This is a genomic window from Adlercreutzia equolifaciens DSM 19450, assembly GCF_000478885.1.
GTDB lineage: Bacteria > Actinomycetota > Coriobacteriia > Coriobacteriales > Eggerthellaceae > Adlercreutzia > Adlercreutzia equolifaciens.
Window position 1 is genome coordinate 846,177 of record NC_022567.1, and the last position, 16,753, is coordinate 862,929.

The following is a 16,753-nucleotide window of genomic DNA, read 5'->3' on the forward strand; positions in this document are numbered from 1 at the left end:
GGCTATTCTCCTTCCCTGGTTGCGGGCGCGCCGTCGCGGGCCTCCCAGAACGACGCCGGTACGGGGCGCGTGGCCTGGCGCAAGCGGAAGCGCAGCTCGTTGGCCTGGGCGTCGGTGAGGGTGATGCGAAGGGGAGATTCTCCCCGTTGCGCATCGGGCAGCTCGCCGGTGGCAAGTACGTAATCGTAGGCGGCGTTCACCAGCTCGGTGGGCGACGAGCCGATGGACCGCAGCTTCGCGTTCACCTGGTCGCGGATTTCCAGGGGCACTCGGGCCGTTACCATGGCGTGCATGGCCGCTCCTTTCTCTTACTTTTGGCGCAGTATAACGGAACACCGAACAAATTGCAATAATAATACGAACAAGTATTTGCATTATGGTCAAAAAGTGTTATGCTCCATGGACAAGGAGTCGACGGCTCGTGTCTTTTTCGGCAAGACGCTTGCCTCGGTCGGTCGATTTGGGGAAGATGGAGCGATGCAGCGCACCGGTCGGCGTGTTCGCCCGGGGCAAGCTGCGGCGTAATGGCAGAACGGAAGGGAAACCTTGGCACAGCGAGCGTTCGGAAAAGGAAAAGCGACGAGGGTCTTTCTCGCCCTGTTGCTCGCCTTCTCCCTCGTCGGCATCGGCGCGGTTCCGGCTGCGGCCGATCCTGCCGACGACACTCAGGCTGCCGTGGATGCGGCGCAGGCCACGCTGGATGAGGCCGAATCCCGCATGGCCCAGATCAATAGCGAGTACGAGCAGCTCACCGCTGAGGTGGCCGAGCTGCAGACCAAGATCGACGAGACGGCGGCGGCGGCCATGGAGGCCCAGCAGGCCATGCTCGAGGGGCGCGCGGCTTTAGGCCAGGTGGCCGTGGGCGAGTACCGCGACGGCAGTTCCATGGGGCTTTTGGGCCTCATCCTTGATTCGAAGAACTTCGACGAGTTGCTCCGCAACATGGAGTACGTCACTCAGATCATGTCCTATCAGGCCGACGAGGTGGCCGAGCAGAAGGAGCGCAAGCGCGCCTTCGACGACGTGAGCGACGAGCTGAACGCCCAGAAGAACGAGCAGGAAGAGGCGTTGGCGGCCCAGGAGGCCAAGCGCGCCGAGGCCCAAAGCGTCGTGGAGGATGCCACGGCCCGCCTGGAGGGCGCTCAGGAGGAGCACGCGGCCCGTCTGGCCGAGCTCGCCGCTCAGGCCGAGGCCCTGCGCAAGCAGGAAGAGGAGGCCGCCGCAGCGGCGGCCGCGGCCGTGCAGGAGAGCCCCGACGCCAATACGGGCGATCGCGAGCCGGTGGTCTCCGACGACGAGGGCCCCTCCGATAACGGCGGCTCGTCGGGTAGCTCTGGCGATTCCGGCAGCTCGGGATCATCGGGGAATTCCGGCAGCTCCGGCGGCTCCGGCAACGGGGGCGGATCCGGCGGCTCGTCGGAGGAAGGGTGGCTTTCAGGCGTGGCCTCGGCCTACGGCGGCAGCACCGATCCGAACACGCCGAACCCCGGCACCACGTCCACCGGCGCCGTCTGCGACGACAACTCCATGGGCGTGGCGGTGCCCAAGTCGATGCCGAACTACCGCAGTTATTTCGGACGTACGGTGGAAATCGTCTACGGCGGTCAGACCGTGTATGCCACGGTGAACGACTGCGGCTCCATGGGCGGCGGTTCCCGCGTCCTCGATCTGCAGCCGGGCGTGTGGAAGGCCTTCGGCTTCTCCAGCTGCCGCGCCTGGGGCCTGCGCACCGTCAAGTACCGCTTCCTGTAGGGCGCCTCGCCGCGCCACTGGAGCGCCGCGCCTCTTCGCGGCTCGCCGGAGCCCGCTCCCCGTCTGCCTCCGCGCGCCCGCGGCCCGCTTCCCGTCTGTCGGGCGCGGGAAAGTTCTGCGCTCGTTCCGCTTCGAAGTGCGTTATACTGTGGCGTTACATGCGATGACGAAGACAGCGGACGCGCGTCACGGTCGCCAGAGAAGGGCTTCACCGGCTGAGAGAGTCCGACCCTCTGAGTGCGTCTTATTCCCTTCCGAGCAGCATTCCCGAACGCGAACGCTCACCGGCGAGGCGACCAGTAGGGGTGCCGGGTGCTCCCGTCACAGAGCGCGAACAAGCGGGCGACGCTGCATCGCCACCCAATGGGTGCGCGGGTGCGTTGCCAACCGAGGTGGTACCGCGAGAGCCTTCTCCCGTCCTTGGATTCCTGGTAAGCCGCAAGCGGCCCCAGGCGGGACGGAAGAAGGCTCTTTTTTTGTTGGCTCGAGAAGAAAGGCGAACCTTATGGCAATCGCAGAGGAGTTGGCGGCGCTGCGTGAGCGCACCTTGGCCGAAATCGCCGCGGCGGACACGTCGGCGGCGCTCGAGGCGGTGCGCGTGGCGGTGCTGGGCAAGTCCGGCACGCTGACTGGGTATTTGAGATCCATGGGCCAGGTGCCCGCTGAAGAGCGCGCGAGCGTGGGCAAGGCCGTGAACGCGGCCCGCGTGGAAGTGGAAGAGGCGCTGGCCGCCCGCAAGGCGGCACTCGATGCCGCCGAGCTTGAGGCGGCCATGGGGGCGGCGGCCGTGGACGTGACGCTGCCCGGCCGCGCCCAGCAGGTGGGTACCCGCCACCTCATCAACGGCATCATCGACGAGGTGTCCGACATCTTCTTGGGCCTGGGCTACAAAGTGGTGGAAGGCGAGGAGATCGAGACCGACTACTACAACTTCACGGCCCTGAACGCCCCGGCCGACCATCCGAGCCGTTCCATGCAGGACACCTTCTACGTGCACGATCTGTCCGGCGACACCTCGCGGGTGCGCGGCGAGTCCGACGTGCTGCTGCGCACCCAGACTTCCGGCGTGCAGGTGCACGTCATGGAGGACTGGGACCTGCCCATCTACATGATCGCCCCGGGCAAGGTGTACCGCCGCGATGTGGCCGATCCGTCGCATCTGCCGCAGTTCCACCAGATTGAGGGGCTCGTGGTGGATCGCGGCATCACCTTCGGCGACCTGAAGGGTACCCTCGACTACGTGTGCAAGCAGATCTTCGGGCCCGAGCGCAAGACGCGCTTCCGCGCCCACTACTTCCCGTTCACGGAGCCCTCGGCCGAGGCGGACGTGAGCTGCGGCATCTGCCACGGCGAGGGTTGCCGCATGTGCAAGGGCACCGGCTGGATCGAGATTTTGGGCTGCGGCATGGTGGACCCGAACGTGCTTTCCATGAGCGGCATCGACCCGGAGGAGTACTCGGGGTTCGCCTTCGGCATGGGGGTGGAGCGCATCGCCTGCCTGAAGTACGACGTGCCGGATTTGCGTATGCTTTTGGAAGGCGACATGCGGTTCTTGCGGCAATTTTAGTTGTAGCTCTGCCGGGGTCGGGCTTCCGAGTAGTGCTCAGTCGCTCAGACAGTCCTCGCTCGGCGGAAATGCCCACTGGGCATTTCCGTTCGCTGCGGAACTCGCTTGGTGAGCACCACTCGAAATCCCTCTGCGCATTCCCATGGTGGAGAGTGGAATAGAACCGGCTAGAAATCTTGTTGTCAAATGAGACAGGCGATTAAGAGGAAGAAACCAGTATGAAAGTATCTTTGAAGTGGCTTTCTGAGTATACGGCGGTGCCGGAGGATTTGAAGGCGTTCTGCGACAGGCTCGATCTGACGGGCACGGGCGTGGAAGGCGTGGAGAAGACCGGCGAGGCCTTCGAGGGCGTTGTGGTGGGGCACGTGCTCACCTGCGAGCCGCATCCCGATTCCGACCACATGCACGTGGTGACGGTGGATGTGGGCGCCGAGGAACCCGTGCAGATCGTCTGCGGGGCGCCGAACATCGCGGCGGACATCAAGGTGCCCGTGGCGCTCGTGGGCGCGGTGCTGCCCGGCGATTTCAAGATCAAGAAATCGAAGCTGCGCGGCGTGGTGAGCTGCGGCATGTGCTGCTCGAAGCGCGAGTTGGGGCTCGGCCAGGATCATTCCGGCATTTGGGTGCTTCCCGCCGATGCGCCGGTGGGGCAGTCCATGGCGGACTTCATGGGCGCGGGAGATACCGTGCTCGACCTGGAGATCACGCCGAACCGGCCGGACTGCCTGTCCATGGTGGGCATGGCCCGCGAGGTGGGGGCCATGTACCAGCAGCCGGTGGCCTGGCCGCTTTCCGGCGACGTGGAGAAACTGGCCGCCGTGACCGCCGGCGAGGACGTGGCGGCCGCCGTCACCGTTGAGGTGCCCGATGCCGCGCGCTGCCCGCGCTACACCGCCCGGGTCATCGACAACGTGAAGGTGGGGCCTTCCCCCGAATGGCTTGCCGAGCGCGTGACTGCTGCCGGGGGCCGTTCCATCAACAATGTCGTGGACGTGACGAACTACATCCTGTACCTGTACGGCCAGCCGCTGCACGCCTTCGATTTCGCGAAAGTGGCCAGCGCCGACGGGTGCGCCCATATCGTCGTGCGCGCCGCCGCCGACGGCGAGCACCTCACCACCCTGGACGGGGAGGACCGCGAGCTGACGAGCGACATGACGGTCATCGCCACCCCCGAGCGCGCCGTGGCGCTCGCCGGCGTCATGGGCGGCGAGAACAGCGAGGTCACCGAGGAGACCACCTGCGTGCTTTTGGAGTCCGCCGCCTTCGAGCGCGGCCGCACCTCCCGCACGAGCCGCAACCTGGGCCTTATCTCCGAGGCCTCCATGCGCTACGAGCGCGGCGTGGACGATCACTTGTGCGAAGTGGTCTCCCAGGCTGCGGCGGCGCTTCTGGCCGAGGTGTCCGGGGGCACCGTGCGTCCCGGCGTGGTGGACGTATACGAGCTTCCCACCGCCCGTCCGGAGCTCATCTTCCGCATTCCGCGCTTTGTGGCCATGATGGGGGCCGACATTCCCGCCGACTTCATCGAGGACATTCTCGTGCGCCTCGGCTGTGCCGTTGAGGCCACCGATGACCCCTCCGTGCTCTCGGTGCTGCCGCCCACCTTCCGCCCCGACCTGGAGCGCGAGATTGACCTGTACGAGGAAGTGCTGCGCCTGTGGGGTATGGACCGCATCCCGCCGACGCTGCCCGGCGGCCGTGAGCGCGTGGGCGCGCGCACGCCGGAGCAGGAGACGGTGCGCGTGATCAACGACACCCTGCGCGCCTCCGGCATGAACGAGACCATGACCTACTCCTTCGCCGAGCCCGGCGACATCGAGCGGCTGCGCCTGCCCGCCGAGGGGCTGGGGCTGGCCGTGGAGCTTCTGAACCCGCTGAATGCGGACATGTCGGTCATGCGCCAGTCCATTGTGCCCGGGCTTCTGCGCTCGGTGGCCTACAACCAGGCCCGCGGCGTGAAGAACATCCAGCTCTACGAGATCGGCACGGTGTTCGCCGCTGCCGAGGGCCGCAAGAAGGCCAAGGAGCGCAAGAAGCTCGCCGGCGTTCTGGCCGGCTCCATGCGCGATGCGGCGTGGAACTCACCAGCGGTGCCCTTCGACTTCTTCGACGCCAAGGGCGTGCTGGAGAACCTGGCCCGCGAGCTGGCGCTGCCCAAAGTGCGCTTCCGGGCGCTTTCCGCCGAGGAGGCCCCGCAGCTGCAGCCGGGCCGCGCCGCCGAAATGATGGCGAACGGGGCGGTTATCGGCTGGGTGGGGGAGATCCATCCGCTCGTGGCCGACGCCTTCGGGGCCGAGCCTCCCGTGGTGGCCTTCGAGCTTGATGTGGCGGCGCTCGTGCGCGCGTGCCGCCCGGCCCGCGACTACGTGGACGTGCCCACCTTCCCGGCCGTCACGGTGGATCAGGCCTTCGTGGTGGCCGAGGACGTGCCCCACGAGAAGATGGTCCAGGTGATGACCTCGGCCGGCGGCAAGCTCTTGGAATCCGTGGCGCTGTTCGACGTGTACCGCGATGCGGAGCGCGTGGGCGCCGGCAAGAAGTCCATGGCCTACAGCCTCGTCTACCGCGCGCCCGACCGCACGCTGACCAGCGAGGAAGTGGAGCGCGCCCACGGCAAGCTCGTGTCGAAGGTGGAAAAGGCCACCGGCGCCGAGATCCGCGGGTAGGCGTCGGGCGAAGGCGGAACCACGCGGTATTCTGATTCGCTCAGGCAGTCCTCGCTCTGCAGGACAGGACATTCAGTCCTGTCCTGTTCGCTGCGGAACTCGCTCGGTCAGAACACCCCGTGTTTCCGCTTGATCCGGCAGCGGTCGAGACGGGCTTTTCGTGGAAGGCGGCCGGGGACGGCGCCCCTTCGGTACAATAGCGAACCGGCAAATGAGTGAGGGCGGCCTCGTGCCGCCCGCTTTCGATAAAGGAGCATTTATGTGCGGAATCGTCGGCTATACCGGTGAGGCGAGCGCCACTCCCATCCTGGTGGAGGGGCTCACCCGCATGGAATACCGCGGCTACGACTCGGCGGGTGTGGCCGTGGAGCAGGACGGCGGCATTCAGGTGATCACCCGCAAGGGCAAGGTGGCCGAGCTCGCGCACACCCTCGGCCACTTCGAAATGACGGGCACCTGCGGCATCGGGCACACCCGCTGGGCCACCCACGGCAAGCCGAGCGAGGCCAACGCGCACCCGCACACCTCGTGCTCCGGCGACATCGCCGTGGTGCACAACGGCATCATCGAGAACTTCGCCGAGCTGCGCGAGGAGCTCGTCGGTCGCGGTCACGTCTTCAAGAGCGAGACGGATACCGAGGTGGTGGCGCACCTCGTGGAGGAGTCCTACCACCGCATGCTCGCCGAAGGTACCGGCGACCTGCGTGCGGCGGTGGCCGAGGCGGCCGCGCGGCTCGTCGGGGCCTACGGTCTGGCCGTCATGGCCGATGCCGAGCCGGGCACGATCATCGCCTGCCGCAAGGATTCCCCCATCGTGGTGGGCTGCGGCGAGACCGGCAGCTACGTGGCCTCCGACATCATTGCGATGATCGACGCCACGCGTGATGTGGTGGTGCTCGCCGACGGGCAGATGGCGCGCCTGCGCCCCGATGGCATCGAGTACTACGACGAGGCCGGCAACCCCATTAAGCCCGACGTCACCCATGTCGATTGGGATCTCGACGTCGCCGAAAAGGGCGGCTACCCCGACTTCATGCTGAAGGAGATTCACGAGCAGCCCCGCGTCATCCGCGATACGCTGGCCGGCCGCCTGGTCGCTGGCTCGCTGGTCATCGACGAGCTGGACATGACGCCGGCCGAGCTCAACCTGGTCGATCGCGTCTACATTATCGCGTGCGGCACCTCCTACCATGCGGGCCTTATCGCCAAGAACCTCATCGAGAGCTGGGCGCGCATCCCCTGCGAGGTGGAGGTCGCCAGCGAGTTCCGCTACCGCAATCCCATCATCACGCCCACGACGCTGGTCGTGGCCGTATCGCAATCGGGCGAGACGGCCGATACGCTGGCGGCCATCCGCGACGCCCGCGTGAAGGGGGCGAAGGTCTTCGGCATCACGAACGTGGTGGGAAGCCCGGTGGCCCGCGAATCCGACGGCGTCATCTACACCAAGGCCAACAAGGAGATCGCCGTGGCCTCCACGAAGAGCTTTTTGGGGCAGGTCGTCTCCCTCACACTTTTGGCGATGCTGCTCGGCCAGGCGGTGGGCCGGCTGACCGGCCGGCAGATCAAGCTTCTGTTCAGCGAGCTGGCCGATACCGCCGAGCAGGTCGAGCGCATCCTCGCCGACTGCGATCCGGCGGTGGAGGCGGCGGCCGACGCCATGGTGGACGCGACAAGCGCCCTGTTCATCGGCCGGGGCATGGGGGCCGCCACCAGCTACGAGGGCGCCCTTAAGATGAAGGAGATCAGCTACCTGCACGCCGAGGCCTACGCCGCCGGCGAGATGAAACACGGCCCCATCGCCCTTATCGACGAGGGATTCCCCGTGGTGGCCATCGCGACGAAGAGCCCCGTTTACGACAAGGTGGTGTCGAATTTGCAGGAGTCCCGGGCCCGCGGCGCCTGCATCATCGCCGTGGCCACCGAGGGCGATGAGGAAATCGCCAAGCACGCCAACCACGTCATCTACGTGCCGAAGGTGCGCGACGCCTTCTCGCCCATCACGGCCAGCGTGCCCTTGCAGCTGCTCTCGCGCGCCGTGGCCGTCAAACGCGGCTGCGACGTGGACCAGCCCCGCAATCTCGCGAAATCGGTGACGGTCGAATAGCTTCGAATCTCTTTCGGCGCCGCGCTCGACCCCGAGGCGGCGCCTTTGCGTATCCCCGATGATCTGAAAGGCAGATGGAGTGGCCCGATCGAAGAAATCCCAAGCCGCCGTCGATGGCGCGCTTGCCATGGACGTGCCCAACGAGGAAGTGGGCCTCGGCGTGGACATCGTGGAAATCGCGCGCATGCGCAAGATCATCGATCGCTCGCCGGCCTTCGTGGAGAAGGTGTACTCCGCCGCCGAGCGGGCCTATTGCGACTCCCATGCTCATCCCGAAGTGCACTACGCCACCCGCTTCGCCGCCAAGGAGGCGGTGCTGAAGGCGCTCGGCACGGGGTTTTCCGAGGGCATCGGCTGGCTCGATGTGGAAGTACGCCGCACGAGCAAGGGGCGCCCCTACGTGGTGCTCACCGGACGCGCCCGCGAAGTGGCCCGGGAACAGGGCGTGCGGGAGATTCCCCTCTCGCTGTCCTACACCCATACCGACGCCGTGGCCTGCGCCATGGCCATCACCGAGGAGTCGGTGGCGGCCACCGAGCGGCGGCGCGACCCCATGGAGGAGCTCACCCGCCAGTTCAAGGACGCCCGCTCCCTGCTGGACGACCTCCCGGGAGCGCTTGCAGCCGGGTAGAATGGGCGATCTTCGAAACCCGCTGTCGATCCACCTTCCTGCGCAACCATCGATATCCCAAAGCAAGCCCTCGGGACAACTTTTCAGCATTTCGTGCAGAGAAAAGTGCGATTGTGCGAGTCTGAAGCGCCTTCGTTGACTCATTTTGCGGAGAAAATCACGATCGTGCGAGTTTTTCTCTTCTCGGAACTCGCACGATCGTGATTTTCTCGACATTTGCGACGCATTTTATGTTTTGTCCCGAGGTTTGCTGAGTTTTGCGAAGCGAACAGACAAATGCGGCTAACGCGACAGGTCGGTTTTGCCCTATTGCGACAGCTTGGCTACCACGCGTTCCAGGGCGTGGACGTCGATGGGCTTGGCGACATGGGCGTTCATGCCGGCCGCCAGGGCCTGGCGCTCGTCCTCGGCGAAGGCGTTGGCCGTCATGGCGATGATGGGGATGGTGCCGGCGTCGGGGCGATCCATCGCGCGGATGGCCCGGGCGGCGTCGTGGCCGTTCATGACGGGCATCTGCACGTCCATGAAGATCATGTCGAAGGTGCCCGGGGCGCTCATCCCGAACTTCGCCACGGCCTCCTCGCCGTTGGCGGCCACCTCGCAGGTGGCGTCGTGGATGTTCAGGATGGCGGTGATGACCTCTGCGTTCAGGGCGTTGTCCTCCGCCACGAGGACGTGCTTGTGCGCCAGGGCGTTCCCTTCGGCCCCGCTCGCGTCGCCGACTCGCTTTCCGCCGTCGCCCTCGCTGCCGTCCGACTCGTCGCCGGCCGGCGGGAAGTCCAGATCGACGATGAAGGTGCTGCCCGTCCCCGGCTCGCTTTCCACGGAGATGGTGCCTCCCATAAGATCGACGAGGTTCTTCGTGATGGCCATGCCGCTTGGCGGAGCCGTCGACGCGAAAGAGGATGTGGCCGCCCTCGGGCGTGTACTTCATGGCGTTGGAGAGCAGGTTCATGAGGATCTGGCGCAGCCGCCCCTCGTCGCCGACGAGCCGGTCGTGCTCGACCTTGTCCACTTCCACGGTGAACACTTGGTTTTTGGCGTCGGTCTGCTGGCGCATCATGGCCTCGACGGACTCCACGGTGCCGGAGAGGGCGAAGGCGCTTGCTGCCAGGGTGGTCTTGCCGGCCTCGATCTTCGACATGTCCAGCACGTCGTTGATGAGCCCCAAAAGATGCTGGCCGGAGGTGGCGATCTTGCGGTTGTAGTCGCGCACGTGGGCGGGGTTGTCGGCCTCGCGGTCGATGAGCGTGGAGAAGCCCAGGATGGCGTTCATGGGCGTGCGGATGTCGTGGCTCATGGAGGAGAGGAACGAGCTTTTGGCGCGGTTGGCGTCCTCGGCGGCGGTGGCGGCGCGCTCGAGCCGGGCGCGGATCTCGTGGTCGGCGGTGACGTCGGTGAGCGAGAAGATGGTCTTCTCGCGCTCGGCGAGCATCACGGGCCGCGCCGTCATGCGCAGCCACTGCGAGCGGCCCAGCGCCGGGTTGTCCGCCTCGAATTCCCAGGTGCGCGCCTTATCGCCGGCGCCGGAGTGCACGATGGCGGCCACGTTGGCGTAGGCCTCGTTGGGCGACAGCTCGTTGGGGACGAAGAAGTCGCGGGCCGGAATGCCGAGGATGTCCTGGGTGTTCTCGAAGACGGCCTCGATGAGGCGCTCCTTGCGATCGACGATGAAGATGGCGGTGTCGATGTTGGCGCCGATGGCCGAGTACACGCTCTGGATGTACTGCTCGTAGCGGTGCTCGCGGCGGCGCCGGTACACCATGAGGGCCACCATGGCCGCCGCCGCCACGGCCACGGCCACGGCGAGCACGGCCACCATCTGGTTGGTGATGCCGACGATCTGCGTGCCGTCGGATTCCACCACCGAAAGCGGCAGGATGGTCACGAGCGACCAGCCGCTTTTGGCGCTAATGGGGGTGTAGAAGACGAACTGGTCGGCGCCGTCGAGGGTCATGACGAGGCTGCCGGAGGTATCGGAGGCGGTGCCGGCGAGCAACGAGGAGACCTGGGACGAGTCGGCGTTGTCGTTGATGAGGGCCGAAAGGCTGCCCTGGACCGCCTCGTCGGCGCCGCGGTTGGCGTCGAGCACGATGGTGCCGGAGGAGTCGACGACGAAGGTGGCGCCGGCGCTGGAATAGGCGGTGCCGTAGGAATTCTGCAGCTCGTCGGCGGGGTAGGAGACGTAGACGGCGCCGAGGACGTCGCCGGGATCCGCGGGTGTGGCGGTCGTCCCGGGGCCGGCGGTGACGGGGGCGTCGACGATGGGGGCGTAGAAGAGGATGCGGCGCTCGCCGGCGTGGCCGAGATACATCTCCGAGGAACCGGTCTCGCCGGCCATGGCCGGGCCGAACAGCTTGTCTTCCAAGGCCGGATCGTACAGGTCGGTCTCGCTCGAGGAGCACCAGGTGGTGCCGTCCTTGGAGCGAATCCAGGCGGCGGCGGCCTCGTGGGTGGAGATGAAGCCCTTCACCTGGTCGCGGGCCTCTTGCGGGGTGACGTCGGCGATGAAGTGGGCGAGGCTTTTCACGGAGTTCTGGTCGGAGGCGAGGCATTCGTCCAGGTAGTGGGCGCGGGCCGTGGCCAGCTCCATGACCGAGGTGGTCGTGGTGTTGCGCACGAGGGACTGGATCTGCCCCAAGTAGAACAGATTCACCGTGATGGCGACGGCGGCGAAGACGGCCACGATGACCAGGCCTGCGGCCATGATCTTGCGGCTGTCGACTTTGACGGCGTGCACGGCCTCCCCTTTCTGCTCTCAATGACACCTCAGTATAAGGCCATAAAGCCGCAATTGTGGCGAGATTCGCTATTAACCCCTGTCAATAGGAGGGGGCGAGCGCCCCGCCTTAGGACTCGATGGCGCGGATGGCATCGGGAAGGTGCGTGATGAGATCCTCGGCGGCGACGCAGATGTCGGTGAGGGCGGCCGCGGCGGCCCGACCCGCCTCGGCATGCAGGGCGCAGCCGAGGGCCGCCGCGTCGCGGGGGCTAAGGCCCTGGGCGAGCAGGGCGCCGATGATGCCCGCGAGCACGTCGCCCGTGCCGGCCTTGGCGAGCGCGGACGTGCCCCGGTCCATGACCTCCGCGGTGCCGTCGGGCGAGGCGATGAAGGTCACGGGGCCTTTGAGGGCCACGACGGCGCCGTAGGCCTCGGCGAGCGCGCAGGCCAGGGCCGCAGGCGCGGGGTCGGCTTCGGCTAGCGTGGCGCGGCTTGCGGGGGAGAGGGCGGCCGCAGCCTCCGCGAGGGGGCTGCGCGTTCCGCGGGCGGCCGCGTCCTCGGCCTCTTCCAGGGCCTCCCGGGCGCCTTGGGCCAGCCGCGCCGCCTCGCCGCCGTGGGGCGTGAGCAGTGTCGAGCGCCCGGCGGCGGCCCGCTCGCGGGCCAGGCGCAGGCCGGTGGCGTTGGCGAGAAGCCCGAGGGCGCCCCCGTCGATGAGCAGAGGGGCCTCCCAGCCCCGCACCGTCTCCATGAGAAGCGAGGTGAGGGAGGTTTCCGCCGCGTCGAAGCCGCAGCCGATGACGCAGGCCGTCGGGTGGCCCGGCCGGGGCGCCGGCGCCTTGGCCGGCTTCCACGCTCTCCAGTCGTGCACCACCAAAGACGGCCGCCAGCCGCGCACGGTGATCATCGATTTCCCGGCGCAGAACACCTCAGTGTAGCCGGCCCCGGCACGCTCGCCGGCCGCAGCCGCCAGGCAGGCCGCGCCGGGGTAGGCGGCCGATCCGACCACGAGGCTCAAGTGCCCGCGGGTGTACTTGTTGGCATCGGCGGCCGGGTGCGGCAGCAGGCAGGCCAGCTCGGCATTGCTCCGGCCGGGGGCCGCTTTCAGATCCTCTGCGTCTTCCATCTCTTCCACACCTTCCAAATAATGAGCAAAACCCTCATGAAACACAGCGCCAACGCAGCGCAATCCTATCGGAAACGGGACGGCCGCGCGGCGTAATTCTCATGTTCCCGCTTCTAGAATGAATATCGTCACCGTAGCACACTGCGATGGCGGATAGCCAAAGGGTTAAGGAGTTGTGATTATCATGGACATCAAGGTAGGACGCAACTGGGGCCTGTTCGCCGCGGGCATCGCCCTGGTCATCATCGGATTCGTGCTGCTCATGGTGCCGGGGCTCACGCTGGTGAGCATCGCTGTCATTGCCGGCTGCATGTTTCTGGCCGCGGGCATCGTGGATGCCTACGCTTACTTCAAGTACCGCGAGGCCGAGGGGCTGTCCGGCTGGGCGCTCGCCTACGCCGTCTGCGACATTATCTTGGGCGTGCTGTTCATCGTGCACCCCATAGCGTCGGCCGTGGTGATTCCCTGGGTCATGGGCATCTTCGTGGTGGCCTACGGCATCTTCGAGATTGTGGCCGCGGTTCGCTTCCGCGACGCGCTTCCCGGCTGGGGCTGGGTGCTGTTCGCCGGCATCGTGTCGCTGTTCTGCGGCATCGCCTTCTTCCTGTGGCCGGGCACCTTCGCGCTGTTCTTGGGCTTCTTCCTGATGGCCCGCGGCGTGCAGATGGCCGTCTACGGCGTGTCGCTGCCCCAGGCGACCATCGTGGCCCACACCCACTAGGAAGTGCGCACGCTCGGGAGGAGTTGCGCTCTGAGGAAGCAACGCCCGCTAGGCGAGGAGTTGGCGGCACTACGGCCGCGCCAGTGATACCATAGGCGCGAAGAGATTCGAGGCCCGGAAACGCTTCCGGGCCTCTTCATGCGGAAAGCGAGGAATCATGGCGGAGCAGGGCAATCTGTTCGAAGGGCAGGATCCGGCGGCGCGGGCCGAGGCGCTCAGGCGCGAGATCGAGCACCACAGCTACCAGTACTACGCCCTGGACGCGCCCACCATTTCGGACGCGGCCTTCGACTCGCTCATGCGGGAGCTGCGCGAGATAGAGGCGGCGCACCCCGAGCTGGTGACGGCCTCCTCGCCCACCCAGCGAGTCGGCGGGTATGTGGGCGAGCAGTTCGCACCCGTCGTGCACGAGCGGCGCATGTACTCGCTCGACAACGCCATGGACTTGGACGAGCTTGACGAGTGGATGGAGCGCACCGCCGAGGCCTGCGGAGGGGCGCTTCCGCCTTTGTGCTGCGAGCTGAAGATTGACGGCAGCTCCATCGCGCTCACCTACGAGGACGGCGTGCTCGTGCGGGCGGCCACCCGCGGCGACGGCACCACCGGCGAGGACGTGACCGTGAACATGCGCACCGTGCGCGACGTGCCCTTGCGCCTGCGCGACGAGGCGCGCGCGGCCATCGCGCCGGGGGTGGAGACGCTGGAGCTTCGCGGCGAGGTGTACATGCCGAAGAAGAGCTTCGAGGCTTTGAACGCCGCCGCCGAGGAGGAGGGGCGCGCCCCGTTCGCGAACCCGCGCAACGCCGCTGCCGGGTCGCTGCGCCAGAAGGATCCGGCTGTGACGAAGATGCGCGACCTTTCTACCTTTATGTACGCCATCGCCGACGACGCCGCCTTGGAGGTGGAAGGCCAGTGGGAGCTTTTGCAGTGGCTGCGGAAGGCCGGTTTCCACGTGAACCCGGACGTGCGGCTGTGCACGAGCGCCGAGGAGGTGCGCGGGTTCTGCCGCGAGTGCCTGAATTGCCGCGAGTCGCTGCCCTACGAGATCGACGGCGTGGTGGTGAAGGTGAACGACTTCGCCCGCCAGCGCGCTATGGGGTTCACGGCTCGGGCGCCGCGTTGGGCCATCGCGTTCAAGTTCCCGCCCGAGGAGAAGACGACGCTTCTGCGCGACATCACCGTGCAGGTGGGGCGCACCGGGGCGCTCACGCCCGTGGCGGAGCTGGTGCCCGTGGTGGTGGCCGGTTCCACGGTGGCCCGGGCGACGCTGCACAACCTGGATGAGGTACACCGCAAGGACGTGCGCGTGGGCGATACAGTCATCGTGCGGAAGGCGGGCGACGTGATCCCCGAGGTACTGGGGCCGGTGCTTTCCCTGCGCAGCCCCGAGGCGCGCATCTGGGAGATGCCGAGCGTGTGTCCGAGCTGCGGCAGCCCCGTGGTGCGCGATCCGGGCGAGGTGGCGTTCCGCTGCATCTCCATCGACTGCCCGGCCCAGGCGCTGGAGCGGCTGCTGCATTGGGCGAGCCGCGGGGCGCTGGACATTGACGGCATGGGGGAGGAGATCGTCTCGCGGCTCGTAGAGAGCGGGCGCGTGGCGGACGTGGCCGACTACTACTCGCTTTCCGAAGAGGAGCTGGCGAGCCTGGACATGGGCCGCGTGAAGGCCGACGGGGAGCCGGTGCGCCTCGGGCACACGGTGGCGAAGAAGCTGGTGGCGGCCATCGAGGCGTCGAAGGGCCGCTCGTTTGCGCGCGTGCTGTTCGGGCTGGGCATCCGGCACGTGGGTAAGACCACGGCCGAGGCCATTGCGGCGGCCTATCCCTCCATGGACGCGCTCGCGGCGGCCGGGGAGGACGAGCTGGCGGGCGTCTACGGCGTGGGGCCGAAGGTGGCCCACGGGATGTGGCTGTTCTTCCGCACGCCGGACAACGTGTCGGTCATCGAGCGGTTGCGCGCGGCCGGCGTGACCATGGCCGATGAGGCCGCAGCTCCCGGTGAGGAGGTGCCCCAGGTGCTGGCGGGCCTTACCTTCGTGCTGACGGGGACGCTTGCGCACTCGGGCATGACCCGCGACGAGGCCGGGGCGCGCCTGAAGGCCATGGGGGCCAAGGTGTCGGGATCGGTGTCGAAGAAGACGAGCTTCGTCGTGGCGGGGGAGAACGCGGGCTCGAAGTACGACAAGGCGGTGGCGTTGGGCGTGCCCGTGCTGGACGAGGCACAGCTATTGAACCTGCTGGAGACCGGGGAGGTTCCGCGCGAGGTGTAGGTGCGGGGCTTCCGGGGGCGGAGCCGTGGGGTACCCTGATTCGCTCAGACAGTCCTCGCTTGGTGGAACAGCCCACTGGGCTGTTCCAGTCGCTGCGGAACTCGCTCGGTCAGGGCACCCCGCGTCTCCGCCGGGCTCGGCCTTGCTTGCGGTTTGCATCGTCGCTTCGCTCGATGCAGTGCGTCCAGCATTCAACTATGAGCTGTGAAATAGCAGGTCAAGACCAAACTGTCACGTGTCAGCCATTTCTAAGTTGCGTACTTCGGGATGGGGAAGGCGTGAACGGGGCGTGGGGGTTCGGTTTAGTTCTCGCGCACGGGGCGTGAACTGAAGGCGGGCAAGTTGTGGAGGGGGTTGGCGGGCGCGTCTTCCTCCTTTAGGCTTCGGCCCCATGGTTATGTTCAAAGCGCACATCAAGGCCGCGGGGATGATTGCCGCGGCTGCTCTTCTGGCGGCGTTGTGCACCGCCTTCTCCCACACTTCGGCCCATGCATCGGAGGTGGAAAGCCCCTTTACCAAAGTGGAAAGCTTCGCCCAGGACATCCGTGACTACGTCGGCGGTGTGGCCGACGAGGCCGCAGCGGCCGCCCAGGCGCAGGCCGAGGCCGAGGCGCTGGCGGGACGTCGGCAGTCCGTGGTGGACGAGGCGGCCGCGCAGCTCGGCGTGCCGTACGCCTACGGCGGGACGACGCCCTCGGGCTTCGATTGCTCCGGGTTCACGCGCTGGGTGTTCTCCCACGCCCTCGGGCGCGAGCTGCCGCGCACGGCCGCCGAGCAGAGCGCGCTGGGCACCGGCGTCTCGCTGGACGAGCTGGTGCCGGGAGACCTTCTGTTCTGGGGGCGCGGCTCGGGCGTCTACCACGTGGGCATCTACGCCGGCGACGGCGAGTACATCCACGCCTCCACGGGTGGGGGCCGCGTCATGCGTGCCACCTTCGACTATTTCGCCCCCGACTTCGCCAAGCGCGTCATCGAGTAAAGATGACTCCGTTCATCAGCGAAAATGGCCGCAGGGCGCCGATTGTTCAAAAACCATATTTGTTGCCTTTGCGATGATGCCGTGCGAATTCTGCGAGAAAATGCCAGTTCAGCAACAGTGCGAGCAACTTACTTGCCAAATGATCTGCTGATTTCTTCGCTCAACAACTGTCAACAGGGAAAAATACCTGCTGGACAGCCCTTCTCTTCACGT

The 16,753-nt window shown here is 66.9% G+C and carries 11 protein-coding genes and 1 pseudogene; 8 read left to right on the plus strand and 4 right to left on the minus strand.

The window, feature by feature from the left end; translation table 11 throughout:
- Positions 1–2: 2 nt before the first annotated feature.
- Positions 3–293 (minus strand): hypothetical protein, encoded by a 291-nt coding sequence (locus AEQU_RS03210; protein WP_022739489.1) that lies wholly within the window; start codon positions 291–293, stop codon positions 3–5.
- Between the two features lie 253 nt (positions 294–546).
- Between AEQU_RS03210 and AEQU_RS03215 the strand changes: the two genes are divergently transcribed.
- The 5 genes from AEQU_RS03215 (at position 547) to acpS (ending at position 8,726) form a co-directional block, all read left to right on the plus strand.
- On the plus strand, positions 547–1,752 hold the full coding sequence (locus AEQU_RS03215; RefSeq protein WP_022739490.1) for a coiled-coil domain-containing protein: 1,206 nt from the start codon (positions 547–549) through the stop codon (positions 1,750–1,752).
- A 505-nt stretch (positions 1,753–2,257) separates the two neighbouring features.
- Complete coding sequence (gene pheS / locus AEQU_RS03220) at positions 2,258–3,319, plus strand: phenylalanine--tRNA ligase subunit alpha (RefSeq protein WP_022739492.1); 1,062 nt, start codon at positions 2,258–2,260, stop codon at positions 3,317–3,319.
- A gap of 218 nt (positions 3,320–3,537) precedes the next feature.
- Entirely contained in the window at positions 3,538–5,988 is a 2,451-nt protein-coding gene (gene pheT / locus AEQU_RS03225) for a phenylalanine--tRNA ligase subunit beta (protein ID WP_022739493.1), read from the plus strand.
- A 259-nt stretch (positions 5,989–6,247) separates the two neighbouring features.
- A complete protein-coding gene (gene glmS, locus AEQU_RS03230; RefSeq protein WP_022739495.1) occupies positions 6,248–8,095 on the plus strand; it encodes a glutamine--fructose-6-phosphate transaminase (isomerizing) in 1,848 nt (615 codons plus the stop codon).
- Positions 8,096–8,174: 79 nt separating this feature from the next.
- Positions 8,175–8,726, plus strand: coding sequence for a holo-ACP synthase (acpS, locus tag AEQU_RS03235; RefSeq protein WP_022739496.1), 552 nt, complete (start codon positions 8,175–8,177; stop codon positions 8,724–8,726).
- Positions 8,727–9,032: 306 nt separating this feature from the next.
- Here acpS and AEQU_RS13120 read toward each other — a convergent pair whose 3' ends face one another.
- The 3 genes and pseudogenes from AEQU_RS13120 to AEQU_RS11770 all read right to left on the minus strand — a co-directional run bounded on the left by AEQU_RS13120 (position 9,033) and on the right by AEQU_RS11770 (position 12,571).
- Complete coding sequence (locus AEQU_RS13120; RefSeq protein ID WP_368853782.1) at positions 9,033–9,599, minus strand: ATP-binding response regulator; 567 nt, start codon at positions 9,597–9,599, stop codon at positions 9,033–9,035.
- A gap of 262 nt (positions 9,600–9,861) precedes the next feature.
- Positions 9,862–11,433, minus strand: a pseudogene (locus AEQU_RS13125) (histidine kinase dimerization/phospho-acceptor domain-containing protein); the annotation flags it as partial.
- Between the two features lie 142 nt (positions 11,434–11,575).
- The gene (locus AEQU_RS11770; protein WP_051353377.1) at positions 11,576–12,571 is read right to left on the minus strand and encodes an ADP-dependent NAD(P)H-hydrate dehydratase; all 996 of its coding nucleotides are present in this window, start codon (positions 12,569–12,571) and stop codon (positions 11,576–11,578) included.
- 184 nt (positions 12,572–12,755) lie between these two features.
- Between AEQU_RS11770 and AEQU_RS03255 the strand changes: the two genes are divergently transcribed.
- The 3 genes from AEQU_RS03255 to AEQU_RS03265 all read left to right on the plus strand — a co-directional run bounded on the left by AEQU_RS03255 (position 12,756) and on the right by AEQU_RS03265 (position 16,540).
- Positions 12,756–13,292 (plus strand): HdeD family acid-resistance protein, encoded by a 537-nt coding sequence (locus AEQU_RS03255; RefSeq protein ID WP_022739499.1) that lies wholly within the window; start codon positions 12,756–12,758, stop codon positions 13,290–13,292.
- Between the two features lie 157 nt (positions 13,293–13,449).
- Positions 13,450–15,561, plus strand: coding sequence for an NAD-dependent DNA ligase LigA (gene ligA, locus AEQU_RS03260; RefSeq protein WP_022739500.1), 2,112 nt, complete (start codon positions 13,450–13,452; stop codon positions 15,559–15,561).
- A 391-nt stretch (positions 15,562–15,952) separates the two neighbouring features.
- Positions 15,953–16,540 carry a C40 family peptidase gene (locus AEQU_RS03265; protein WP_022739501.1) on the plus strand — a complete coding sequence of 196 codons (588 nt, stop codon included), beginning with the start codon at positions 15,953–15,955 and terminating at the stop codon, positions 16,538–16,540.
- Positions 16,541–16,753 lie beyond the last annotated feature (213 nt).